General features: G+C 51.1%; 21 protein-coding genes. 14 read left to right on the top strand and 7 right to left on the bottom strand.

The window, feature by feature from the left end; translation table 11 throughout:
* Nucleotides 1-6: 6 nt before the first annotated feature.
* The 5 genes from HV352_RS10855 to HV352_RS10875 all read left to right on the top strand — a co-directional run bounded on the left by HV352_RS10855 (nt 7) and on the right by HV352_RS10875 (nt 6,066).
* Complete coding sequence (locus tag HV352_RS10855) at nt 7-1,062, top strand: Gfo/Idh/MocA family oxidoreductase (RefSeq protein WP_137351997.1); 1,056 nt, start codon at nt 7-9, stop codon at nt 1,060-1,062.
* Complete coding sequence (locus HV352_RS10860) at nt 1,059-3,335, top strand: glycoside hydrolase family 65 protein (protein WP_181635416.1); 2,277 nt, start codon at nt 1,059-1,061, stop codon at nt 3,333-3,335. The genes HV352_RS10855 and HV352_RS10860 overlap by 4 nt, the downstream gene beginning before the upstream one ends.
* On the top strand, nt 3,332-4,000 hold the full coding sequence (gene pgmB, locus HV352_RS10865) for a beta-phosphoglucomutase (RefSeq protein WP_181635417.1): 669 nt from the start codon (nt 3,332-3,334) through the stop codon (nt 3,998-4,000). Before HV352_RS10860 ends, pgmB begins: the two co-directional genes overlap by 4 nt.
* A 10-nt stretch (nt 4,001-4,010) precedes the next feature.
* Nucleotides 4,011-5,093 carry an ABC transporter ATP-binding protein gene (locus HV352_RS10870; RefSeq protein WP_016153219.1) on the top strand — a complete coding sequence of 361 codons (1,083 nt, stop codon included), beginning with the start codon at nt 4,011-4,013 and terminating at the stop codon, nt 5,091-5,093.
* Between the two features lie 67 nt (nt 5,094-5,160).
* Nucleotides 5,161-6,066 carry an OmpG family monomeric porin gene (locus HV352_RS10875; RefSeq protein WP_016156630.1) on the top strand — a complete coding sequence of 302 codons (906 nt, stop codon included), beginning with the start codon at nt 5,161-5,163 and terminating at the stop codon, nt 6,064-6,066.
* Nucleotides 6,067-6,095: 29 nt separating this feature from the next.
* Here the strand turns inward: HV352_RS10875 and HV352_RS10880 are convergent, their stop codons facing one another.
* A complete protein-coding gene (locus tag HV352_RS10880; protein WP_016153217.1) occupies nt 6,096-7,106 on the bottom strand; it encodes a LacI family DNA-binding transcriptional regulator in 1,011 nt (336 codons plus the stop codon).
* Between the two features lie 228 nt (nt 7,107-7,334).
* Here HV352_RS10880 and pspE point away from each other — a divergent pair, with 228 nt between their 5' ends.
* The 4 genes from pspE (at nt 7,335) to tyrR (ending at nt 11,942) form a co-directional block, all read left to right on the top strand.
* The gene (gene pspE, locus HV352_RS10885; protein WP_103283784.1) at nt 7,335-7,652 is read left to right on the top strand and encodes a thiosulfate sulfurtransferase PspE; all 318 of its coding nucleotides are present in this window, start codon (nt 7,335-7,337) and stop codon (nt 7,650-7,652) included.
* 142 nt (nt 7,653-7,794) lie between these two features.
* A complete protein-coding gene (locus HV352_RS10890) occupies nt 7,795-9,192 on the top strand; it encodes a YcjX family protein (RefSeq protein WP_016153215.1) in 1,398 nt (465 codons plus the stop codon).
* Nucleotides 9,189-10,250, top strand: coding sequence for a YcjF family protein (locus HV352_RS10895; RefSeq protein ID WP_016153214.1), 1,062 nt, complete (start codon nt 9,189-9,191; stop codon nt 10,248-10,250). Before HV352_RS10890 ends, HV352_RS10895 begins: the two co-directional genes overlap by 4 nt.
* 147 nt (nt 10,251-10,397) lie before the next feature.
* Nucleotides 10,398-11,942: a transcriptional regulator TyrR gene (tyrR, locus tag HV352_RS10900; protein WP_016153213.1), complete on the top strand. Its 1,545-nt coding sequence runs from the start codon at nt 10,398-10,400 to the stop codon at nt 11,940-11,942.
* A 53-nt stretch (nt 11,943-11,995) separates the two neighbouring features.
* Here tyrR and tpx read toward each other — a convergent pair whose 3' ends face one another.
* Nucleotides 11,996-12,502, bottom strand: a complete 507-nt coding sequence (gene tpx / locus HV352_RS10905; protein ID WP_016153212.1) for a thiol peroxidase — start codon at nt 12,500-12,502, stop codon at nt 11,996-11,998.
* Nucleotides 12,503-12,617: 115 nt separating this feature from the next.
* On the opposite strand from tpx, the gene ycjG reads away from it, so the two are divergent.
* Nucleotides 12,618-13,583, top strand: a complete 966-nt coding sequence (gene ycjG / locus HV352_RS10910) for an L-Ala-D/L-Glu epimerase (RefSeq protein ID WP_019076858.1) — start codon at nt 12,618-12,620, stop codon at nt 13,581-13,583.
* Here ycjG and mpaA read toward each other — a convergent pair.
* Nucleotides 13,558-14,286, bottom strand: coding sequence for a murein tripeptide amidase MpaA (gene mpaA, locus HV352_RS10915; protein ID WP_016153210.1), 729 nt, complete (start codon nt 14,284-14,286; stop codon nt 13,558-13,560). The genes ycjG and mpaA overlap by 26 nt on opposite strands.
* Nucleotides 14,287-14,470: 184 nt before the next feature.
* On the opposite strand from mpaA, the gene mppA reads away from it, so the two are divergent.
* Nucleotides 14,471-16,084, top strand: coding sequence for a murein tripeptide ABC transporter substrate-binding protein MppA (gene mppA / locus HV352_RS10920; RefSeq protein ID WP_016153209.1), 1,614 nt, complete (start codon nt 14,471-14,473; stop codon nt 16,082-16,084).
* Nucleotides 16,085-16,191: 107 nt separating this feature from the next.
* Here the strand turns inward: mppA and HV352_RS10925 are convergent, their stop codons facing one another.
* A complete protein-coding gene (locus HV352_RS10925) occupies nt 16,192-16,962 on the bottom strand; it encodes a DeoR/GlpR family DNA-binding transcription regulator (RefSeq protein ID WP_016153208.1) in 771 nt (256 codons plus the stop codon).
* A 117-nt stretch (nt 16,963-17,079) separates the two neighbouring features.
* On the opposite strand from HV352_RS10925, the gene HV352_RS10930 reads away from it, so the two are divergent.
* Both HV352_RS10930 and HV352_RS10935 read left to right on the top strand, forming a co-directional pair.
* Entirely contained in the window at nt 17,080-17,463 is a 384-nt protein-coding gene (locus HV352_RS10930; RefSeq protein ID WP_047417311.1) for a VOC family protein, read from the top strand.
* Between the two features lie 215 nt (nt 17,464-17,678).
* Nucleotides 17,679-18,086: a cupin domain-containing protein gene (locus HV352_RS10935; protein ID WP_029139554.1), complete on the top strand. Its 408-nt coding sequence runs from the start codon at nt 17,679-17,681 to the stop codon at nt 18,084-18,086.
* A 201-nt stretch (nt 18,087-18,287) separates the two neighbouring features.
* On the opposite strand, the gene HV352_RS10945 is transcribed toward HV352_RS10935, so the two are convergent.
* Nucleotides 18,288-19,319: a mechanosensitive ion channel family protein gene (locus HV352_RS10945; RefSeq protein ID WP_016153205.1), complete on the bottom strand. Its 1,032-nt coding sequence runs from the start codon at nt 19,317-19,319 to the stop codon at nt 18,288-18,290.
* A gap of 243 nt (nt 19,320-19,562) precedes the next feature.
* On the opposite strand from HV352_RS10945, the gene HV352_RS10950 reads away from it, so the two are divergent.
* A complete protein-coding gene (locus HV352_RS10950; RefSeq protein WP_003020403.1) occupies nt 19,563-19,823 on the top strand; it encodes a DUF2534 family protein in 261 nt (86 codons plus the stop codon).
* Between the two features lie 48 nt (nt 19,824-19,871).
* Here HV352_RS10950 and uspE read toward each other — a convergent pair whose 3' ends face one another.
* Entirely contained in the window at nt 19,872-20,822 is a 951-nt protein-coding gene (gene uspE, locus HV352_RS10955; protein ID WP_016153204.1) for a universal stress protein UspE, read from the bottom strand.
* A gap of 151 nt (nt 20,823-20,973) precedes the next feature.
* Entirely contained in the window at nt 20,974-21,726 is a 753-nt protein-coding gene (fnr, locus tag HV352_RS10960) for a fumarate/nitrate reduction transcriptional regulator Fnr (protein WP_003020397.1), read from the bottom strand.
* Nucleotides 21,727-21,826 lie beyond the last annotated feature (100 nt).

A 21,826-nucleotide genomic window follows, 5' to 3' on the forward strand; every position in this document is an offset into this window, starting at 1 on the left:
ATTTCTGTGAAAAGTGCACTGACAAGCTCTCCGCTACGCATCGCCATTATCGGCGCCGGGCAGGTGGCGGATAAAGTTCATGCTTCGTACTACTGCACCCGCAACGATCTGGAACTGGTGGCTGTCTGTGACAGCCGCCTGTCACAGGCGCAGGCGTTGGCAGAGAAATACGGCAATCCGCAGGTTTGGGACGATTCTCAGACGATGCTACGCGAGGCTAAGCCAGATATCGTCAGCATCTGTTCACCCAATCGTTTTCATTATGAACACACCATGTTGGCGCTGAACGCCGGATGCCATGTGATGTGTGAGAAACCTCCGGCGATGACGCCAGCCGAGGCGCTGGAAATGTGTAACACGGCGCGTCGAATGGGGAAAGTTCTGGCTTATGATTTTCATCATCGTTTCGCACTGGATACGCAGCTGCTTCGTGAGCAGGTGATGGCCGGTGTGCTGGGTGAAATCTATGTCACCAATGTCCGCGCTTTGCGCCGCTGCGGCGTGCCCGGCTGGGGGGTATTTACCAACAAAGAACTGCAGGGCGGCGGGCCGCTGATTGATCTCGGCATCCATATGCTTGATGCCGCCATGTATGTGCTGGGGTTTCCGGCAGTAAAGCGTGTTAACGCACACAGTTATCAACGCATTGGCACGCGTAAAAACAGCGGCCAGTTTGGGAAATGGGATCCCGAGACGTATACCGTGGAGGATTCTCTGTTCGGGACGATTGAATTTCATAACGGCGGTATCCTGCGACTGGAAACCTCTTTCGCGCTGAATATCCCGGAACAATCGATTATGAACGTTAATTTCTGCGGCGATCTGGCAGGGGCGACGTTATTCCCGGCCCAGGTTTATACCGATCGTGAGGGTACGCTTGACGTACTGCTTCAGCGTGAAATGGCCGATGACAATCGACATTATCGCAGCATGGAAGCTTTTGTGAATCATGTCCAGGGCGAGCCTGTCACTATTGCTGACGCAGAGCAAGGCGTCGTTATTCAACAACTGGTTGCCGCACTGTATCAATCGGCTGAAACAGGGACCTACGTAGACTTATGACGAGGCCAGTAATGCTAACTGAACCGGCTTTTTGCCCACACAACCTGAATAAATATGCGTCCCTCATGACGACCGGTAACGGTTATATGGGGATTCGCGCCAGCCACGAGGAAGCCTACACCTTACAAACTCGCGGCATGTACCTTGCAGGACTGTATCACCGGGCAGGGAAAGGCGAGATTAATGAACTGGTTAATCTGCCTGATGTGGTTGGGGTGGAGATTTCACTCAATGGTGAGATTTTCTCGCTCACCAGCGGCGTTATCGAAAGCTGGCAACGTGAACTGGATTTTGCCAGTGGGGAATTACGCCGCGCGCTTACCTGGCGTGCGTCTGGCGGGGCGCGTTTTGCCATTGAGAGCCGGCGATTTGTCTCGGCACAAAAACTGCCGCTATTTGCTATGGAAGTTGTCGTCACGCCACTGGATGGCGATGCCAGCATTGGTATCTCGACCGGAATTGACGCCACGATGACCAATCATGGTCGTCAGCATTTGGATGAAACGCAGGTCCGGGTCTTTGGCCAGCATCTTATGCAAGGGATTTACACCACCCAGGACAACCGCAATGATATCGCTATCACCACGTATTGCGATGTAGACGGTGCAGCGCAGCGCTGCTTCACTGCGAAAGAACGTCGGTTGTTACAACACAACAGCGTGCAGGCGAAAGCCGGACAGCGCGTCACGCTGACAAAAATTAGCTGGGTAGACTGGGCGAGCGAACGCAGCCTGTCGCTTGAGACCTGGGGACGCCAGTCGCTGCGCAACCTGGAAGTATGCGCGCAGCAGGGCTATGACGCTCTGCTGGCTGAGTCGGCTGCTAACTGGCATGCCTGGTGGCAAAATCGTCGCGTTCAGGTCACCAGCACTGATGCCAGCGATCAGCGAGCGCTGGACTATGCGCTCTATCATCTGCGTGTGATGACTCCTGACCACGATGAGCGCAGCAGTATTGCGGCCAAAGGTCTGACGGGGGAAGGGTATAAAGGCCACATATTCTGGGATACCGAGGTCTTTCTGTTACCGTTTCATCTCTTTACCGAGCCGAAAACCGCGAGAAGTTTGTTGCGTTATCGCTGGCATAATCTGTCGGGGGCGCGTGAGAAAGCCCGCCGTAACGGTTGGCAGGGAGCGCTTTTCCCGTGGGAAAGCGCTCGCAGCGGTGATGAGGAAACGCCTGAATTTGCGGCGATCAACATCCGTACCGGACTGCGTCAGAAAGTGGCCTCGGCGCAGGCTGAACATCACCTCGTGGCGGATATTGCCTGGGCGGTAATCAATTACTGGCATGCCTCAGGGGATCTAAACTTCATGTCCCGTGAGGGAATGACGCTGCTGCTGGAAACGGCGAAGTTCTGGATCAGCAGGGCGGTCATGGTTAATGATCGTTTAGAGATCCACGATGTGATTGGCCCGGATGAATACACTGAGCATGTGAACAACAACGCGTTCACCAACTACATGGCCTGGTACAACGTGGAACAGGCGCTGGGCTTTGCCCGTCGGTTGGGCTGCGGTGATGAGACGTTTATTCACCGCGCAGAGTATTTTTTACAGCATCTCTGGCGACCGCAAATTCAGCCCGATGGTGTGCTACCTCAGGATGATACCTTCCTGAGCAAACCGGCTATCGATCTGTCACAGTACAAAGCCAACGCGGGCAAGCAGACGATTTTGCTCGATTACTCCCGTGCAGAAGTCAATGAGATGCAAATTCTCAAACAGGCCGATGTGGTGATGCTGACCTACATGTTACCGGAGCAATTTTGCCCGCAAACCTGTCTGGCAAACCTGCGCTTTTACGAGCCACGCACAATTCATGACTCCTCGTTGAGTAAAGCGATCCACGGGATTGTGGCAGCGCGTTGCGGTGATCCGGCACAGGGCTATCGGTTTTGGCGTGAAGGATCGCTTATCGATCTCGGGGAGGACCCACATAGCTGCGATGACGGCATTCATGCAGCGGCAACGGGCGCCATCTGGCTGGGTGCAATCCAGGGTTTTGCCGGCGTGAATATTCGCCACGGGGAGTTACACCTTGCTCCTGCCTTACCAACTCATTGGCAAACGCTGTCTTTCCCGCTGCGCTGGCAGGGCATCGATATGCAGGTAATCATTAATGCGGCTGAAATCCGTATTAACAGCACTGAACAGATTGTCCTTTGGGTCAATGGTGAAAAGGTCTCCGTGCAGGGGGATACCGTAATCCGCAATGACGCCATTATTTCGCCCACTTATGGGACCGCTACCACAGAAAGGGGCGATGAATGATACTCAAACCACAGGCCATCATTTTTGATTTGGATGGCGTGATTACCGATACCGCGCATCTGCATTTTCTGGCCTGGCGGCAGGTAGCCGATGAAATAGGGATTGTGATCGACGAAGCATTTAATGACAGCCTGAAAGGGATTAGTCGCGGCGAATCACTACAGCGTATTTTGCACCATGGTGGGAAGGCGGGGGCGTTTTCTCCCGAGGCCTGCGCACAATTGGCAGAGAGAAAAAACAGACTGTATGTCCATTCTTTGCGCCAGCTGACGGTTAACTCGGTATTACCGGGAATACGTGAGCTGTTGATGACGTTGCGGGAAGAACGGATTCCGGTGGGGTTGGCCTCTGTGTCGCGCAATGCCCCCGCTATTTTACAAGCGCTTAATCTTAGCTCTTGCTTTGATTTTTGTGCGGATGCGGCATTGATAACCCGCTCGAAACCGGATCCGGAAATTTTCCTGGCAGCCTGCACGGGTCTTGGCGTTGACCCGCAACAATGTATTGGCATAGAAGATGCACAAGCGGGAATTGATGCAATCAACGCCTGCGGCATGCTTTCTGTCGGCATCGGTAAAGGGCTGAATGGGGCAGACTTGCTGCTTCCGGCAACCGAATTTCTGACGTGGCCGTGCTTATCGGCTTTCTGGCAACACGACAAGTAAAGGATTCAACATGGCACAGCTTTCGTTGCAACACATTCAAAAAATTTACGACAACCAGGTACACGTCGTTAAAGACTTCAATCTGGAAATTGAAGATAAAGAGTTTATTGTTTTTGTTGGACCTTCCGGCTGCGGGAAGTCAACTACGTTACGCATGATCGCCGGTCTGGAGGAGATCAGCGGCGGCGATCTGCTGATTGACGGTAAACGGATGAACGATGTGCCGGCGAAATCACGCAACATTGCGATGGTTTTTCAGAACTACGCGTTGTACCCACACATGACCGTCTATGACAACATGGCGTTTGGTCTGAAAATGCAGAAAATAGCGCCTGCTGTGATTGAGGAGCGTGTCAACTGGGCGGCGCAGATCCTTGGTCTGCGCGATTATCTGCAGCGTAAACCCGGCGCGTTATCCGGTGGTCAGCGTCAGCGTGTGGCGCTGGGGCGTGCGATTGTACGTGAAGCGGGGGTCTTCCTGATGGATGAACCCTTATCGAATCTCGATGCCAAACTTCGCGTTCAGATGCGGGCTGAAATTAGCAAACTGCATCAGAAACTCAATACCACCATGATCTATGTTACCCACGATCAAACCGAAGCCATGACTATGGCGACGCGTATTGTGATTATGAAAGATGGCATCGTTCAGCAGGTTGGTGCGCCGAAAACGGTTTATAACCACCCGGCTAATATGTTTGTCGCCGGATTTATTGGTTCACCGGCCATGAACTTTATTCGTGGCGCGATTGATGGTGATAAGTTTGTTACTGAAACACTGAAATTAACGATTCCGCAAAATAAATTAGCACAATTAAAAGCGCAGGGTTATGAACATCAGGCGGTCACTCTGGGAATTCGTCCTGAAGATATACACCCGCAGCTTAATAATGAAAATAGTATATCGGCAAAAATTAGCGTTGCAGAATTAACCGGCGCTGAATTTATGCTTTATACCATTGTTGGGGGGCATGAGTTGGTGGTCCGTGCTGGGGCAGTGAATGATTATCATGCAGGAGAAAATATCACTATTCATTTTGATATGGCGAAATGCCATTTCTTTGATGCTGAAACTGAAGTGGCTATTCAATAAAATTCCGGGGGGATAAATCCCCCCAAGCCTTGGGGCATTTTTGCGAGTATTTTAACAAGGAATAATAATGAAAACCCTACTGTCCGCTACTGCGCTGATTATGAGCGCAGGAATGGCCTGCGCGCAGGCTGCTGAAAATAATGACTGGCACTTTAATATTGGTGCTATGTACGAAATAGAAAACGTTGAAGGTCAGGGCGAAGATATGGATGGACTGGCTGAGCCGTCCGTCTATTTCAACGCATCTAATGGGCCATGGAAAATATCGCTGGCCTATTATCAGGAAGGACCGGTTGATTACAGCGAAGGTAAGCGTGGTACCTGGTTTGATCGTCCGGAACTGGAAATTCGCTATCAATTTCTGGAAAGTGAGGATGTTAATTTCGGTTTGACCGGTGGCTTCCGTAATTACGGTTATCACTATGTCAATGAACCAGGAAACGACACCGCTAATATGCAGCGTTGGAAAGTTCAGCCGGACTGGGATGTTAAACTGACCGACGACCTGCGCTTTAGCGGTTGGCTGTCGATGTATCAATTCGTTAATGATTTGAATACTACTGGCTACTCCGATAGTCGTGTCGAAAGCGAGACCGGTCTGAATTACAGGTTTAACGAAACGGTGGGCTTAACGGTCAACTATTACCTTGAGCGCGGCTTTAATCTGGCTGATTCGCGCAATAATGGTGAGTTCTCAACCCAGGAAATTCGTGCATATTTACCGTTGTCTTTAGGCAATACCACCCTGACGCCGTATACCCGTCTGGGGCTTGATCGCTGGTCAAACTGGGACTGGCGAGATGATCCGGAACGTGAAGGCCATAATTTCAATCGTCTCGGTTTACTGTATGCATATGATTTCCAGAATGGTTTATCAATGTCACTGGAGTATGCCTATGAGTGGGAAGATCACGACGAAGGCGAAAGCGACAGATTCCATTATGCTGGTATAGGCGTGAACTACGCATTCTAAAATATACTGGGGCATTTATGCCCCAGTTTTTACACCAGTGAGTCGGCCAGCGATATTTGTGTGCTCACCGTGATATTTTGTAATCCTTTCTCGCCCGCAATCAGGTTAAATAATAAATTACAGCTTTGTTCACCCAACTGCTGGGTAGGCACATCAATTCCCCCAGGAACGGGCGTGAGCATAAAAGACAACAGCTCATTACTGTAGCCCACAACGGCAAGTTGTTGTGGGATGGTTATATTTTTCTCAGCCGCCACGCGATATAAGCTCATTAATTTCAAGCTGTCGGTGGCAAATACGGCGTCGGGTAACGGCTGCTGACTCAGTAATTTTCGTGAAGCAAGCAGGGCTGTTTCATGGGTATAGCCCCCGTCAACAATCCATTCATCGCGCATTTTAATATTATGCGCCTGAAGGCTGGCTTTATATCCGTTAACGCGATCGATAGAAACATGAACATCAAGCGGCGCGTGCAAACAGGCTATATTACGGTGTCCACTCTCAATCAGCGCATCAGTTAGCGTAATGCTGTCACGATAATTATCTGTGTCTACAGAATAGACATTGGCGTAATCGCCTTCAACCTTTCCAATAACCACAACCGGTACGTTGTATTTATCCAGCCTTGCAAAAAAAGATTCATCGGCGGGAGAACTCAGCATAATGATACCTTTGATCAATTTCTGCTTAATTTTGCTCTCACATTTTTGTAAATCATCTTCAGTGCTTCGCGACGTCTGTAATATGACATCAAAACCGACCTCTTCAGCCTTGGCAGTAATAGCATGCAGCACTTCAGAGAAAAACGGATTACCGGCGGTTGTTTTTGCTGAACGGGTAGATATCACCATTATTGCATCAAACCCGGAAGAGGTGAGTGCGCGGGCAAGTTTATTGGGCTGGTACTGTAACTCATCAATAGCACGCAGCACTTTTTCAAGCGCTTCCGGCGAGATATTGGTTTGCTTATTAAGCACGCGCGACACCGTGGATTTTGATACGCCAGCGGCTCGTGCAATATCATAAATGGTAGGAGACATAGATCCCAAGCTCCGTCCGAGAGTCAATGGCGAACATATTATGGAGTTAATTGGCGAATGACAACAATATCGGAATGCGGGCAGAAAAATCTAAAAACTAACCGCAGTATGCGCAACCAGACGAAGTCTCGTCCACGGGTGCAGAGGGTGATAATGCGGTCGCAATATTTTCTTAAGAACTGGCGTATAGTGTGTTGGTTAAATCCAACTCTCAGTCAGGAAGATATTATGTTGAAAAAAGGCGTATTAGCGTTGGTACTGGTCATCGGCATGCCGGTTTTTGCAGCCGAGCACTGGATTGATGTTCGCGTTCCTGAACAGTATCAACAGCAGCATATTCAGGGGGCGGTCAACATTCCATTAAAAGAGATGAAGGCGCGTATCGCTGCTGAAGTTCCTGATAAGACCGACACCGTGAAGCTGTACTGCAACTCCGGGCGTCAATCGGGGCAGGCGAAGGATATGTTGACGGAAATGGGCTACACGCAGGTGACCAACGAAGGTGGCATCAATCAGATAGCGCTTCCTAAAGTAGAGAATCAATAAACCGCTCGCATTCCTTCTGCTCCAGGCGGTAAGAATAATGCCGCCTGTTACAGCTCAGGTAGTTGATAAGTAAGAATTGACCCCTATCTTTACTTCCTGTTTGTTATAATTTCTTCGGTTCCTTCAGCAAAACGGGATGGCGATGAAGCGACTTAAAAATGAACTCAATTCGCTGGTTAATCGCGGCGTAGACCGGCATTTGCGCCTGGCTGTCACCGGACTTAGCCGTAGCGGTAAGACAGCGTTTATTACCGCGATGGTAAACCAGTTACTCAATATTCATGCCGGTGCGCGTCTGCCGTTGCTCAGTTGCGTGCGCGAAGAGCGTCTGCTCGGCGTTAAACGGGTTCCACAACGCGATTTTGGTATTCCGCGCTTTACCTATGATGAGGGACTGGCGCAGCTGTATGGCTCACCGCCGACCTGGCCGACACCTACGCGCGGCGTGAGTGAAATACGCCTCGCGCTGCGCTACAAATCCAATGATTCATTGCTGCGCCACTTTAAAGACACCTCCACGCTGTACCTGGAAATCGTCGATTATCCGGGGGAGTGGCTGCTCGATTTACCGATGCTGGCCCAGGATTATCTCAGCTGGTCGCGGCAAATGACCGGATTATTACAGGGACAGCGGGGCGAATGGTCGGCAAGATGGCGGCAGTTATGCCAGGGGTTGGATCCGCTGGCGCCTGCTGATGAAAACCGTCTGGCGGAAATCGCTGCCGCCTGGACGGAGTATCTGCACCAGTGCAAGCAGCAGGGACTGCATTTTATTCAGCCGGGCCGTTTTGTTCTGCCCGGAGATATGGCGGGCGCTCCTGCGCTGCAGTTCTTCCCGTGGCCGGACGTTGATGCCTGGGGGGAATCGAAGCTGGCGCAGGCAGACAAACACACCAATGCAGGCATGCTGCGCGACAGGTTTAATTATTACTGTGAAAAAGTCGTGAAGGGATTTTATAAGAATCACTTCCTGCGCTTTGACCGTCAGATTGTGCTGGTCGATTGTCTGCAACCGCTCAACAGCGGGCCACAGGCGTTTAATGACATGCGTCTGGCGCTCACCCAACTGATGCAAAGCTTCCATTACGGACAGCGTACGCTGTTTCGTCGGCTGTTTTCTCCGGTGATCGACAAACTGCTGTTTGCCGCCACCAAAGCCGACCATGTAACGGTCGATCAGCACGCCAATATGGTGTCGTTATTGCAGCAGTTGATCCAGGACGCCTGGCAAAACGCTGCGTTCGAAGGTATCAGCATGGATTGTCTGGGACTGGCATCAGTACAGGCAACCACCAGCGGCCTGATCGATGTGAAAGGCGAAAAGATCCCGGCGCTGCGTGGTCATCGTCTGAGCGATGGTGAACCGCTAACCGTTTATCCGGGGGAAGTGCCCGCGCGTTTACCTGGACAAGCATTCTGGGACAGCCAGGGCTTTCAGTTTGAGGCGTTTCGCCCGCAGGTTATGGATGTTGATAAACCCTTACCGCATATTCGTCTTGATGCCGCGATGGAGTTTTTAATAGGAGATAAATTGCGATGAGCGAGCCGTTAAAACCGCGTATCGATTTCTCAGGTCCGCTGGACGTGGAACAAAACGCGGCGTTTAAAGCGCAGCAGATGTTCAACGAAACAGAGGCGCAGACTTTTTCTCCGGCGACAGTGGATGAACCTCTGCAAGACGAAGGTCAGGCTGAGGCCGTCATTGATGCGGCCCTACGCCCCAAACGCAGTTTGTGGCGCAAAATGGTGATGGGCGGGTTGGCGCTGTTTGGCGCGAGCGTTGTCGCTCAGGGCGTACAATGGACCATGAATGCCTGGCAGACTCAGGACTGGGTCGCGCTGGGAGGATGTGCCGCTGGCGCATTGATTATCGGCGCAGGTGTCGGATCGGTTGCGACCGAGTGGCGTCGGCTATGGCGTTTGCGCCAGCGTGCGCACGAGCGCGATGAAGCGCGTGATCTGCTCCACAGCCATGGAACTGGAAAAGGTCGTGCATTTTGTGAAAAGCTGGCGCAGCAGGCGGGTATCGATCAGTCCCATCCGGCGCTACAGCGCTGGTATGCCTCAATTCATGAAACGCAGAACGATCGCGAAGTCGTCAGCCTGTATGCCCATCTTGTGCAGCCGGTGCTGGACGCGCAGGCCCGACGTGAGATTAGCCGTTCAGCGGCGGAGTCCACGCTGATGATTGCCGTCAGTCCGCTGGCATTGGTGGATATGGCGTTTATTGCCTGGCGAAACCTGCGGCTGATTAATCGCATCGCATCGCTGTATGGCATTGAACTCGGTTATTACAGCCGCCTGCGTTTGTTCCGCCTGGTGCTGCTAAATATCGCTTTTGCCGGGGCCAGTGAGCTGGTGCGGGAAGTGGGAATGGACTGGATGTCGCAGGATTTAGCCGCCCGCTTATCGACGCGTGCCGCGCAGGGTATTGGCGCGGGGTTATTAACGGCGCGTCTGGGTATTAAAGCCATGGAACTTTGCCGACCGCTACCGTGGATCGATGACGATAAGCCACGACTGGGCGATTTTCGCCGTCAACTGATTGGTCAGGTGAAAGAAACCTTACAAAAGAACAAATCTCCGCGCGAAAGTTAGCTAAAAATTGGGCGCCAGTCGTTTAACTTTACGTCCCGGCGCCTGATTTTCCAGCGAGCTGTCAATATTTGTTGACAGAGTTCTTCCTGCAAACCCAATACTGTCTTATCATTTAATACATAATCCCTTGTCCAGGTGAAGGTTCCTATGCGTTTGGAAGTCTTTTGTGAAGACCGACTTGGTCTGACCCGCGAATTGCTCGATTTACTGGTGCTGAGAAGCATTGATTTACGCGGTATCGAGATTGACCCCATCGGGCGGATTTACCTCAATTTTGCGGAACTGGAGTTCACCAACTTCAGTAGTCTGATGGCTGAAATCCGCCGTATTTCAGGGGTTACGGATGTGCGTACCGTGCCCTGGATGCCTTCCGAACGAGAACATCTTGCGTTGAGCGCGCTGCTTGAGGCGTTACCAGAACCGGTCCTTTCTCTGGATATGAAAAGCAAAATCGAGATGGCGAACCCTGCGAGCTGTCAGCTTTTCGCGCACACTCAGGATCGGATGCGCAATCATACCGCCGCCCAGTTAATCAATGGGTTTAACTTCCAGCGCTGGCTCGAAAGCAATCCGCAGGATTCTCATAGCGAGCATGTCGTAATTAACGGACAGAACTTCCTGATGGAGATTACGCCTGTCCATTTGCAGGGTGAAAATCAGGAGCAGATGCTGACTGGTGCTGTTGTCATGCTGCGCTCCACCATCCGGATGGGGCGTCAGCTGCAAAATATGACTACGCAGGATCTGAGCGCGTTTAGCCAGATTATTGCCGTCAGCGCCAAAATGAAACACGTAGTGGAACAGGCGCGTAAGTTGGCGACACTGAGTGCGCCGCTGCTGATTACCGGTAATACCGGCACCGGCAAAGATCTCTTTGCCCATGCCTGCCACCTGGCAAGCCCGCGTGCGTCGAAGCCGTATCTGGCGCTGAACTGCGCGTCAATTCCTGAGGATGCGGTCGAAAGTGAGCTGTTTGGCCATGCCCCGGAAGGCAAAAAAGGCTTCTTTGAGCAGGCGAATGGCGGCTCGGTTCTGTTAGATGAAATTGGTGAAATGTCGCCGCGTATGCAGACCAAATTGCTGCGTTTTCTCAATGACGGCACGTTCCGCCGCGTGGGAGAAGATCACGAAGTTCATGTTGATGTCCGCGTGATTTGCGCGACGCAAAAGAACCTTGTGGAAATGGTGCAGAAAGGGCTTTTCCGTGAAGATCTCTATTATCGTCTGAATGTACTGACGCTAAATCTGCCGCCGCTACGCGATTGCCCGCAGGATATTATGCCGCTTACCGAACTGTTTGTGGCACGCTTCGCCGACGAGCAGGGCGTGCCGCGTCCGAAGTTGTCTGCCGATCTCAGCACGGTGTTAACCCGCTACGGTTGGCCGGGCAACGTGCGCCAGCTTAAAAATGCCATCTACCGGGCGCTGACCCAGCTTGAAGGCTATGAGCTGCGGCCGCAGGATATTTTACTGCCGGATTACGATGCGGCAACGGTTGCGGTCGGAGAAGAGGTGATGGAAGGATCGCTGGATGAAATTACCAGCCGCTTTGAACGCTCTGTGCTGACGCAGCTTTATATGAATTATCCCAGCACGCGCAAACTGGCCAAGCGCCTCGGCGTTTCGCACACCGCGATTGCCAACAAATTGCGCGAATACGGCCTGAGCCAGCAGAAAAAAAGCGAAGAGTAACGCGGTAAATGAAAATGCCTCCCTGCGGAGGCATTTTTGTATGCAGACGTGGCTTAAGCTTTCAGTACGTCCAGCGCAGCAGTGTAGTCTGGTTCGTTGGTGATTTCATTGACCAGTTGGCTGAAAACGACGTTGTCATTTTCATCAATAACGACCACGGCACGTGCGGCCAGACCTTTCAGTGGGCCTTCAGCGATTTCTACGCCGTAGTTTTTCAGAAATTCTGCGTTGCGCAGGGTGGACAGCGTGATAACGTTGCTCAGACCTTCCGCGCCGCAAAAACGTGAATGGGCGAATGGCAGGTCGGCCGAAATGCACAGTACGACGGTATTGTCGATTTCTGTCGCCAGTTGGTTAAACTTACGTACCGATGCCGCACAAACGCCGGTATCGATGCTTGGGAAAATATTCAGCACTTTGCGCTTGCCTGCGAACTGGCCCAGCGTAACGTCAGACAGGTCTTTAGCCACAAGGGTAAAAGCCTGAGCTTTGCTTCCAGCCTGAGGAATTGAGCCGGCAACTGTAACCGGGTTGCCCTGGAAATGAACGGTTTGTGACATGGTTATCTTCCTGTTTACATATAGTTAACGTCGAGGCTAGTTTATGCCATCAGCAGTTAACACGGCAAACGCTATTTGCGGATATCCGCTTCAGGGACTGCATTAAGGAAAGCAAATGAGAACAGTTAAGGTGTATGAGGAAGCCTGGCCGCTGCACACTCCCTTTGTTATTGCCCGTGGGAGCAGAACCGAAGCGCATGTGGTGGTGGTTGAAGTGGCAGAAAACGGCGTCACGGGTATCGGCGAGTGCACACCGTACCCGCGCTATGGTGAAAGCGATGCCTCAGTGCTGGCGCAAATTATGAGCATTGCCCCACAACTGGAAAATGGACTGACGCGTGAAGAGCTGCAAAAGCTGCTGCCAGCGGGAGCCGCGCGTAATGCTGTGGACTGCGCGTTATGGGATCTGAGTGCGCGTCAACAGCAACTGTCACTGGCAGAGTTGGTGGGAAGTGAGCTGGCTGAAGTGGTGACGACGGCGCAAACCGTGGTAATTGGCACGCCGGAACAAATGGCGGTGAGTGCGGCTGCACTGTGGGAAAATGGCGCGAAACTGCTAAAAGTTAAACTGGATGCGCGCTTGATTAGCGAGCGGATGGTTGCTATTCGTGCAGCAGTCCCTGATGCCACGATTATTGTCGACGCCAATGAATCCTGGCGGGCAGAAGGTCTGGCGGCACGCTGCCAGCTTCTGGCTGATTTAGGGGTGGCGATGCTTGAGCAGCCGCTGCCAGCGCAGGACGATGCCGCATTGGAAAATTTTGTGCATCCGCTGCCGATCTGCGCAGATGAAAGCTGCCACACCCGCAGCAGCCTGAAAGCGCTGCACGGGCGCTATGAAATGGTCAATATCAAACTGGATAAAACAGGCGGCCTGACGGAGGCGCTGGCGCTGGCAACCGAAGCCCGCGAGCAGGGATTTGCGCTAATGCTGGGCTGCATGTTGTGTACTTCCCGGGCGATTGGGGCGGCGTTACCGCTTACGCCGCAGGTTAACTTTGCCGATCTTGATGGCCCTACCTGGCTTGCCAGCGACGCGGAGCCGGGCCTGCATTTTACGACCGGACAACTTCATCTCTAGGGTGCCAGCGCAGGAGATTGGACATGGCCAGCAGGTATTTCTCGCTCGCTTCATCTGAAGAGATGGGCGGAAATTCGGCGGTTATACAGTGTAAGTTCAGGTCTGCGCACCAGCTTCCAAATGAGCCGGGCGTTTCATAACCTACGCTGGTGACGAGAGGTAATTCAAACGACTGCGCCAGCCACGCGCCTAATTCGCTGCGCCTGGGATCTTCAATACAGGCCAGCGGATCGTGAAAAGAGACCACCCACGCAGGATGAATTCGGTGAATAAGCTGGCACAGCGCCTGGGTTTCTGGTTCTGAGCCCGGATTTTCGCCGGTCAACAACACCACATCGCGTTCTTCTGCGCTGCTGTTCCAGCGATACACCGTTTCACCCGCTTTCCAGTTGGCAGCGGGAAAGTTACGGTTTAGATCCACTCCGTTCGCATTTGCGCGCAGCCCGAGCTGGCAACCGTCAGGGTTAACCGCCAGCACCACATGGTGACGACGTAAGGAAGGGTTAAGCGTACGCAATGCGCAGGAAAGGGTGACGACCGATGCGTTTTCGTCGCCGTGCGTTCCTGCCAGTATCAGACCGCTTTCGCGATCGGCCGCCATTGCGGGAAACCAGATTAGCGGCGCGCCTAATAATGAACGTCCGTAATGTTCGGTTCCAGGTGGGAATGCGCCGCGCTCGGCACGGGGTCGGGTAACGGTCATAGTCATCTCTGAATGCGTGGATTGTTACTCGCAGTGTTGTGCAAAATGTATGGATAATCAAATCGTTTTCACACACTTATCTTTTCAGATGTAATATTATTTCCTTGTCGAAAGTTAATTGCATTTCCTGCTGGCGATACAAATAATTACACATTCACTTAGTAGCCGGAATTGAGGGTATTTTATGCAGCATTCTGTTTCAGTAACCTGTTGTGCGCTATTGGTAAGCAGCATTTCATTATCCTGGGCTGCTGATGTTCCCAGCGGAACGGTACTGGCAGAAAAACAAGAACTGGTGCGTCATATCAAAGACGAACCGGCGTCATTGGATCCGGCAAAGGCCGTCGGGCTTCCTGAAATTCAGGTTATTCGTGATTTATTTGAAGGGCTGGTCAACCAGAATGAGAAGGGCGAGATTGTGCCCGGTGTTGCCACTCAGTGGAAAAGCAACGATAACCGTATCTGGACGTTTACGCTGCGCGATAATGCGCAATGGGCAGATGGTACGCCGGTAACGGCGCAGGATTTTGTCTATAGCTGGCAGCGTCTGGTTGACCCGAAAACGCTGTCGCCGTTTGCCTGGTTTGCTGCGCTGGCGGGTATTAACAACGCACAGGCGATCATCGATGGAAAAGCCTCGCCAGATAAGCTCGGCGTTAGCGCGATCGATGCGCGTACATTGAAGGTCCAACTGGATAAACCGCTGCCCTGGTTTGCTAATCTGACGGCGAGTTTTGCTTTCTATCCGGTACAAAAAGCTAACGTTGAGAGCGGTAAAGATTGGACCAAACCAGGCAATCTAATTGGTAACGGCGCTTATGTGCTCAAAGATCGCGTGGTGAACGAAAAACTGGACGTTGTGCCGAACACGCATTATTGGGACAACGCCAAAACGGTGCTGCAAAAAGTCACCTTCCTGCCTATTAACCAGGAATCGGCAGCGACCAAGCGCTATCTTGCTGGTGATATCGATATTACCGAGTCGTTCCCGAAAAACATGTATCAGAAACTGTTGAAGGACATCCCGGGCCAGGTTTACACCCCGCCGCAGCTTGGCACTTACTACTATGCCTTTAATACCCAGAAGGGACCGACTGCCGACTCACGCGTGCGCCTGGCGCTCAGCATGACTATCGATCGTCGCCTGATGGCGGAGAAAGTTCTGGGTACCGGCGAAAAGCCCGCATGGCATTTTACGCCGGATGTAACGGCAGGGTTTGTGCCGGAACCTTCACCGTTTGAGCAAATGAGTCAGGAAGAGCTGAACGCGCAGGCGAAAACGCTGCTGCGTGCGGCGGGCTATGGTCCACAGAAACCACTTAAACTGACGCTGCTGTATAACACCTCTGAAAATCATCAGAAGATTGCTATTGCTGTCGCGTCTATGTGGAAGAAAAATCTCGGCGTTGACGTGAAACTGCAAAACCAGGAGTGGAAAACTTATATCGATAGCCGCAATACCGGTAATTTTGATGTGATCCGCGCCTCGTGGGTGGGCGATTACAATGAGCCATCTACGTTCCTGTCGCTATTAACATCAACCCATACGGGCAATATCTCCCGCTTTAATAATCCGGCGTACGATAAAGTGTTGACCCAGGCAACCCTGGAGAATACGCAGAAAGCGCGCAATGCTGATTATAACGCCGCGGAGAACATTCTGATGGAACAGGCTCCCATTGCGCCGATTTATCAGTACACCAACGGGCGTTTAATTAAACCGTGGCTGAAAGGGTATCCGATTACTAACCCTGAAGATGTGGCTTATAGTCGTACAATGTATATTGTGAAGCACTGATATCGCTGGCATGTTCGGGACGTTGCATTGGCGATTTCCCGAACAGACAAGGCTGTGGAGAAGGTGGCTCATAAAAGCAATGGAAAAGTATCACCCAATAGAATGGGTTACACTGTATAAATACGAATGTCGTGCGCCTGAAACGCCGTGGCATACTCTTTGCTGATATTTTCCTCGACGACAATTACATCGATATTGCTGCTTTCGGTAACAACATAACGGGCGACGGCCGGGATCTTTTCAGCCGTCAGCGCGACAATAGTTTCATTACACTGTTTGATCACCGCTTTTTTGAACTCACAATCCGCGTAATCAAATCCGGTTAAGCCGGATTCAGGCGACATCGCGCAGCCGCCAATAAAACCCTGATCGAATAAAATGCCCTGCACCTGCGAGATAGCGGTGGCACCCACGCACCCTCCAGAAGATCGTTGCACCGTGCCGCCCAGCATAATGACATCAAACAGTGGTTTTTTTAGTAAAACGGCGGCAATCTCCGGGGAATTTGTTACCACGGTTAACGCCAGCTCGGCGGGTAGGGCTTCAGCCATCGCCAGATTAGTACTGCCCGTGTCGATAAAAATGCAGCTTCCGGATTTGACCATCCGGGCGCATCTCTGCGCGATGTTGCTCTTTTTCGCCACATTAATACTCTTGCGCACGGTGATGTCTTCGGATTCAGGGAGTGCAATGACCGCGCCGCCATAGACTTTTTTACACACGCCATCTTTACTCAGTTCATGCAGGTCGCGGCGGATTGTATGTTCCGAAACGCCTAACCTGCTGGCGAGTTCGGAACAGATGACTCTGCCGTTTTCCTGCAAGATCTGATAGATAAGCGCCTGGCGCTGTTCAGGGAATGCTGCGTAATCGAGCATCAATACTCCAGTGGAATAAACATCGAGCAATAACAAGCATAATTGTGCATTATGGTTCACGATGTCAACATCCCTTTAGGGAACCTATTGTTTGGATACAACAAGAAGAGGTTAGCTATGAAGGTTGCGCATATGGCGTTATGGACACGGGATCTTGAGCAACAAGCTCAATTCTGGGTCACGTTTTTTGACGCAAAGATCAACGAAAAATACTGCAGTAAAACCAATCCAGGATTTGAATCCTATTTTGTCAAAATTGGTGAGGATATCGCGATTGAGTTAATGACTAAGCCTGGACTGACAAAACATGCTCCCAACAATAACACCTCAGGCTGGGTGCATCTCGCCATTTCAGTTGGCGGCAGTGAAAACGTTGATGCCATGGCGATGCGTGCAAAAGAACAGGGGATATTAGTTTCTGACCCGCGCACCACCGGTGATGGCTATTACGAAGCGGTGATACGCGATCCTGACGGCAATTTGATTGAAATTGTGGCCTAAGGCTTCACGCCATCTCCAGTAGAAACGTTGTACCTGTTACCGACTATTGATGAGCATGATTCATAAGGTTGTCCTTCTTTTCACCTCTAATCACCCGCCTGTCGAGTCTCTATAATTTTTATAGTTTTCAGCATCGGTGGCGCGTGCTGCCACCGTTTTGGAGAGTCGAAATGCAAAATCAACGGAATACCGTCTCCAGCGCCGGCGCGGAGATTATGAGTCAACAATTTGATGGTAACAGCGTCTTTCCTCGCGGAGAGAAAAATGAAGCGTATGCGAAATATTTCACTGGCGACAGCTATCTGACCATGCTCTCCATGGAAGGCGTGGTCATTGGTAACGTAGCATTTGAGCCGGGCTGTCGTAACTTCTGGCATATCCATCATCAAGGGGGACAAATCTTGCTGGTGACCGGCGGCAGAGGCTGGTATCAGGCGTGGAATCAACCGGCGCGCGAACTGAAAACTGGTGATGTCGTACACATCCCGGCGGGAATGAAACACTGGCACGGTGCTGCGCGTGATAGCTGGTTTGCCCATATCGCTGTGGAAATCCCGGCAGCTGGCGCATCGAACGAGTGGCTTGAACCGGTAAGCGACACTGAGTACAACCTGCTCCCCTGAGCTGTGCGGGGCACGCGTTCTGCAGGTAAAGAATCCGATGCCCGAAGTGAATCACTTTGAGCTGATTATTGATACAGTCCTGTATCTACATGACCTGAATCCGTATATTCCAACGCTGGCGCTGGTACTGCTTTGTCATTGATATTGCCTCATTGAAATAAGTGCAGAAAAAAGACGCGGATTTCCGCGCCTTTTCTTTTGTTAGTGTGTCGATGGCGATACTTCAGGATTATCCATATACAGCGTCTGGCTGGGGAACGCAAAGTCGGCGTCGTGTGCCTTGACTATCGAAATAATCTTTAAATAAACGTCCTGCTGTACCGCAAGCCATTCCTGCCACACGGTGGTTTTCGTGAAGCAATACACCATGATATTCAGCGATGAGTCGGCGAATTCATTAAAATAAACCAACAGGGTTTGTTTCTGGTCTATTCCCGGATGGTTTTGCAGCATTTCTCTGACCGACTCGACAACGGCACTGACTTTATCAGCATCTTCATATCGTAACCCGATCACCGTTTTGATGCGGCGGTTCGTCATCCTTCCTGGGTTTTCTACGCTGATAGAGGAGAAAATCGAGTTTGGGACATATAACGGACGATGATCGAAGGTGTTTATTTTGGTCATTCGCCAGCCGATTTCCGTAACTGTACCTTCAATATTGCGGTCCGGGGAGCGGATCCAGTCGCCGATGCTAAAGGGTCTGTCGAAGTAGAGCATAATCCCTGAGAAAAAGTTGCTCAGAATGTCTTTGCCTGCCATACCTACAGCGATACCGCCGATGCCGCCGAAGGTTAATAGGCCGGATAAGCTCATACCGAAATGTTCGCCATACAGCAAAATGATGGCAACCACGATGGTAATTTTGATGATGCGCGACAGGATCCTCGCGCTGGTGATATCTCTGCCTTTATTAATCTGCGTCTTTTCAAACTGATTAATTACCAGAAAAAGTTTGATGGTAAGGATCAGCGCAATCAATGAGGTGCAGATAAAGTCGACCACGCTGGAGGAGATAAATTTCAGGCTGTAATTTTCGATAACGTTATTAGCAATACTGCCTAACGTCCCGATGATAATGGCATAGACAAGAAATTGCGCGGCATGAAATATGAATCCTTTGCAGCGACGCTCTCCACGATGATACCAGACGCTCATCAGAACCAGCGCGGCACAGCAGCTGAGAATTACCGTCAAATTAAACGCATTATTTATAAACAGTTCAGCGATCATGATTCTTCCAACAGCTCCGTGGTAGTGAAATATCTTCTGATATCCTAATCCTCGAATATTTTACTCAGTTCTGGCGGTCAGATCATTAATCCATAGGGGAGATATATAATGCAATTAGCGCTATTTTCGGCGAAATAGCGCTGGTATCCACCCTGAAAGCGGTTTATGTAGCAGACAGTCAGTTGATGTCATGGTATTGTTAGCGCAAAGTAACAAGGTTTTCATCTGCAAAAGGACAGTACTATGATCATGGCTAAGCTGAAGACAGCGAAGGGACGGAAGTTTCTGTTGTGCCTGCTTGGGGTGTTTATTATCGCAGCGTCGGTCGTGACGCGAGCGACGATCGGTGGTGTGATTGAACAGTATGACATTCCCCTATCCGACTGGACCGCTTCAATGTACGCCATTCAATCGGCAATGATTTGTGTCTACAGCATGGTGTTTACGATTCTGTTGGCTATCCCGCTGGGAATCTATTTCCTCGGCGGCGAGGAGCAACACTAAGCGTTTGTTATGCCGGATGAGATCGCCATCCGGCATTGAGTTGTGTGGTTAATCGTCTTCTTCATCATCCAGTTCAACTGGCGTCTGATATTCATCCGGCTTGATGACCAGCAGGTCGCAGCGTAGGTGATCGATAACCTGTTCAGCGGTGTTACCAAGGAACGCGGCAGAAATACCGGTACGACCGACGGTACCCAGTACTACAATACCCGCCTGCAAGTGCTCGGCTAAATCAGGAATGACCTCTTCAGGCAATCCTTTTTCAACGTGCGTCACTTTCTCATCGATACTGAATTTCTGGCGCAACGCCTTCATGGCCAGCAGATGCTGTCCACGGATCGCGTCGTTATAAACGCTGGGGTCAAACTCAGGTAGTTCAATTGCGATATTGATTGGCGTAACAGGGTAGGCGCCAACCAGATGCACTTCAGTATGGTTAACCTGTTCTGCTAGTTGCAGCGTCTCTTTGACCAGTTTTTCATTGAGCGCGTTGTGATAAGGCTCTTCACTGGCGAGGTTCACCGCAACCAGCGCTTTACCCTCTTCAGGCCATGGCTGATCTTTAACCATCCATACCGGGCTTGGACATTTGCGCAATAAATGCCAGTCGGTAGGCGTGAAAATTACGGCTTCGAGGCGGTCGTGTTGGTGTGCCATTTTGAGGACCAGGTCATGCTGAGCGCTAATGACTTCCTGGATGATGGCTTCAAAGGGACGGTTATGCCATACCACTTTAATTTCAAGAGGGATCCCTGCTTCGATGTAGTATTTTGCTTGTTCACGGATCCATGCTGTTCGCTGGCTGATGACCCCCTGACGCATTGCCGTACGCTCATCGGGCGACAGCAGGGTAGTCATCTCGTAGGAAAAGTCATAGATTGGCAAAAAGGCTTTAATTTTGCCACCAATCCGTTGATGCAAATAAACAGCTCGCCGTAATGCTGGTTGATCGTCCTGGTTTGGATCGATGACGACCAGCATATTTTTATACATAGCCATACAGGGTCTCCTTACAACTGTCATCGCAGTTTGTAATTAAAAGAGTAACCCAATAATGTGGATTGAAACAGGGGAGAACCTCCTGCCAGATCAATAAATCGGGAAAATTTAGCGATTTGACAGAAGGATAACAGAAATGCTTGCGGAAAGATTACGCAACGTTACGCGTGTGGCCAGCAAGAACTGCCAGCGCGTCGCTATTCTCAATAGTTATGTATTTGCCTTTCACTGCCAGCATACCGCTTTTCTGGAAACGACCCAACAGGCGGCTGATGGTTTCAACCGTCAGACCCAGGTAGTTACCGATGTCGCCGCGGGTCATGGTCAGGCGGAACTCACGAGGCGAGAATCCGCGCTGGGCAAAGCGGCGAGACAAGTTGTAGATAAAGGCCGCCAGGCGCTCTTCTGCATTTTTCTTCGACAACAGCAGGATCATATCCTGGTCGCCTTTGATTTCGCCACTCATCAGACGCATCATCTGCTGACGCAGATTCGGCATTTTTCCGGACAGGTCATCAAGGGTTTCGAAAGGAATTTCGCAAACCATTGAGGTTTCCAGCGCCTGGGCAAAGCTCGGGTGATGTCCGCTGCCAATCGCGTCAAAACCGACCAGATCACCCGCCAGATGGAAGCCGGTAATTTGCTCATCGCCTTGTTCGGTAATGGTATAGCTTTTAATCGTTCCGGAGCGGATAGCGTAGAGTGATTTAAGTTCATCACCTGCTTTAAAGAGCGTTTGCCCCTTTTGGATAGGCTTTTTGCGCTCGATGATGTTATCGAGCTGGTCAAGCTCATGCTCGTTAAGTGTGAACGGGATGCAAAGCTGGCTGATGCTGCAATCCTGGCAATGGATAGCACAACCGCCAGACTGAATGCGCCGTATAATTCGCTTTTCCGGGATCATAGGTCTGCTCAAGCCGTAATTGATATTTGTCAATTTTAACATCTTTTTGGTGAGCACGTAAGCCTGAGCTACTCCCAATAGAGAATAATTCAGGTATAAC

The organism is Citrobacter sp. RHBSTW-01044 (assembly GCF_013781945.1).
GTDB lineage: Bacteria > Pseudomonadota > Gammaproteobacteria > Enterobacterales > Enterobacteriaceae > Citrobacter > Citrobacter braakii.

What these genes read in the sequence shown, in the direction of transcription:
- HV352_RS10860 (WP_181635416.1), top strand. Translation starts at nt 1,059, where the DNA reads ATGACGAGGCCAGTAATGCTAACTGAACCGGCTTTTTGCCCACACAAC.
- pgmB (WP_181635417.1), top strand. Translation starts at nt 3,332, where the DNA reads ATGATACTCAAACCACAGGCCATCATTTTTGATTTGGATGGCGTGATT.
- HV352_RS10870 (WP_016153219.1), top strand. Translation starts at nt 4,011, where the DNA reads ATGGCACAGCTTTCGTTGCAACACATTCAAAAAATTTACGACAACCAG.
- HV352_RS10875 (WP_016156630.1), top strand. Translation starts at nt 5,161, where the DNA reads ATGAAAACCCTACTGTCCGCTACTGCGCTGATTATGAGCGCAGGAATG.
- HV352_RS10880 (WP_016153217.1), bottom strand. Translation starts at nt 7,106, where the DNA reads ATGTCTCCTACCATTTATGATATTGCACGAGCCGCTGGCGTATCAAAA.
- pspE (WP_103283784.1), top strand. Translation starts at nt 7,335, where the DNA reads ATGTTGAAAAAAGGCGTATTAGCGTTGGTACTGGTCATCGGCATGCCG.
- HV352_RS10890 (WP_016153215.1), top strand. Translation starts at nt 7,795, where the DNA reads ATGAAGCGACTTAAAAATGAACTCAATTCGCTGGTTAATCGCGGCGTA.
- HV352_RS10895 (WP_016153214.1), top strand. Translation starts at nt 9,189, where the DNA reads ATGAGCGAGCCGTTAAAACCGCGTATCGATTTCTCAGGTCCGCTGGAC.
- tyrR (WP_016153213.1), top strand. Translation starts at nt 10,398, where the DNA reads ATGCGTTTGGAAGTCTTTTGTGAAGACCGACTTGGTCTGACCCGCGAA.
- tpx (WP_016153212.1), bottom strand. Translation starts at nt 12,502, where the DNA reads ATGTCACAAACCGTTCATTTCCAGGGCAACCCGGTTACAGTTGCCGGC.
- ycjG (WP_019076858.1), top strand. Translation starts at nt 12,618, where the DNA reads ATGAGAACAGTTAAGGTGTATGAGGAAGCCTGGCCGCTGCACACTCCC.
- mpaA (WP_016153210.1), bottom strand. Translation starts at nt 14,286, where the DNA reads ATGACCGTTACCCGACCCCGTGCCGAGCGCGGCGCATTCCCACCTGGA.
- mppA (WP_016153209.1), top strand. Translation starts at nt 14,471, where the DNA reads ATGCAGCATTCTGTTTCAGTAACCTGTTGTGCGCTATTGGTAAGCAGC.
- HV352_RS10925 (WP_016153208.1), bottom strand. Translation starts at nt 16,962, where the DNA reads ATGCTCGATTACGCAGCATTCCCTGAACAGCGCCAGGCGCTTATCTAT.
- HV352_RS10930 (WP_047417311.1), top strand. Translation starts at nt 17,080, where the DNA reads ATGAAGGTTGCGCATATGGCGTTATGGACACGGGATCTTGAGCAACAA.
- HV352_RS10935 (WP_029139554.1), top strand. Translation starts at nt 17,679, where the DNA reads ATGAGTCAACAATTTGATGGTAACAGCGTCTTTCCTCGCGGAGAGAAA.
- HV352_RS10945 (WP_016153205.1), bottom strand. Translation starts at nt 19,319, where the DNA reads ATGATCGCTGAACTGTTTATAAATAATGCGTTTAATTTGACGGTAATT.
- HV352_RS10950 (WP_003020403.1), top strand. Translation starts at nt 19,563, where the DNA reads ATGATCATGGCTAAGCTGAAGACAGCGAAGGGACGGAAGTTTCTGTTG.
- uspE (WP_016153204.1), bottom strand. Translation starts at nt 20,822, where the DNA reads ATGGCTATGTATAAAAATATGCTGGTCGTCATCGATCCAAACCAGGAC.
- fnr (WP_003020397.1), bottom strand. Translation starts at nt 21,726, where the DNA reads ATGATCCCGGAAAAGCGAATTATACGGCGCATTCAGTCTGGCGGTTGT.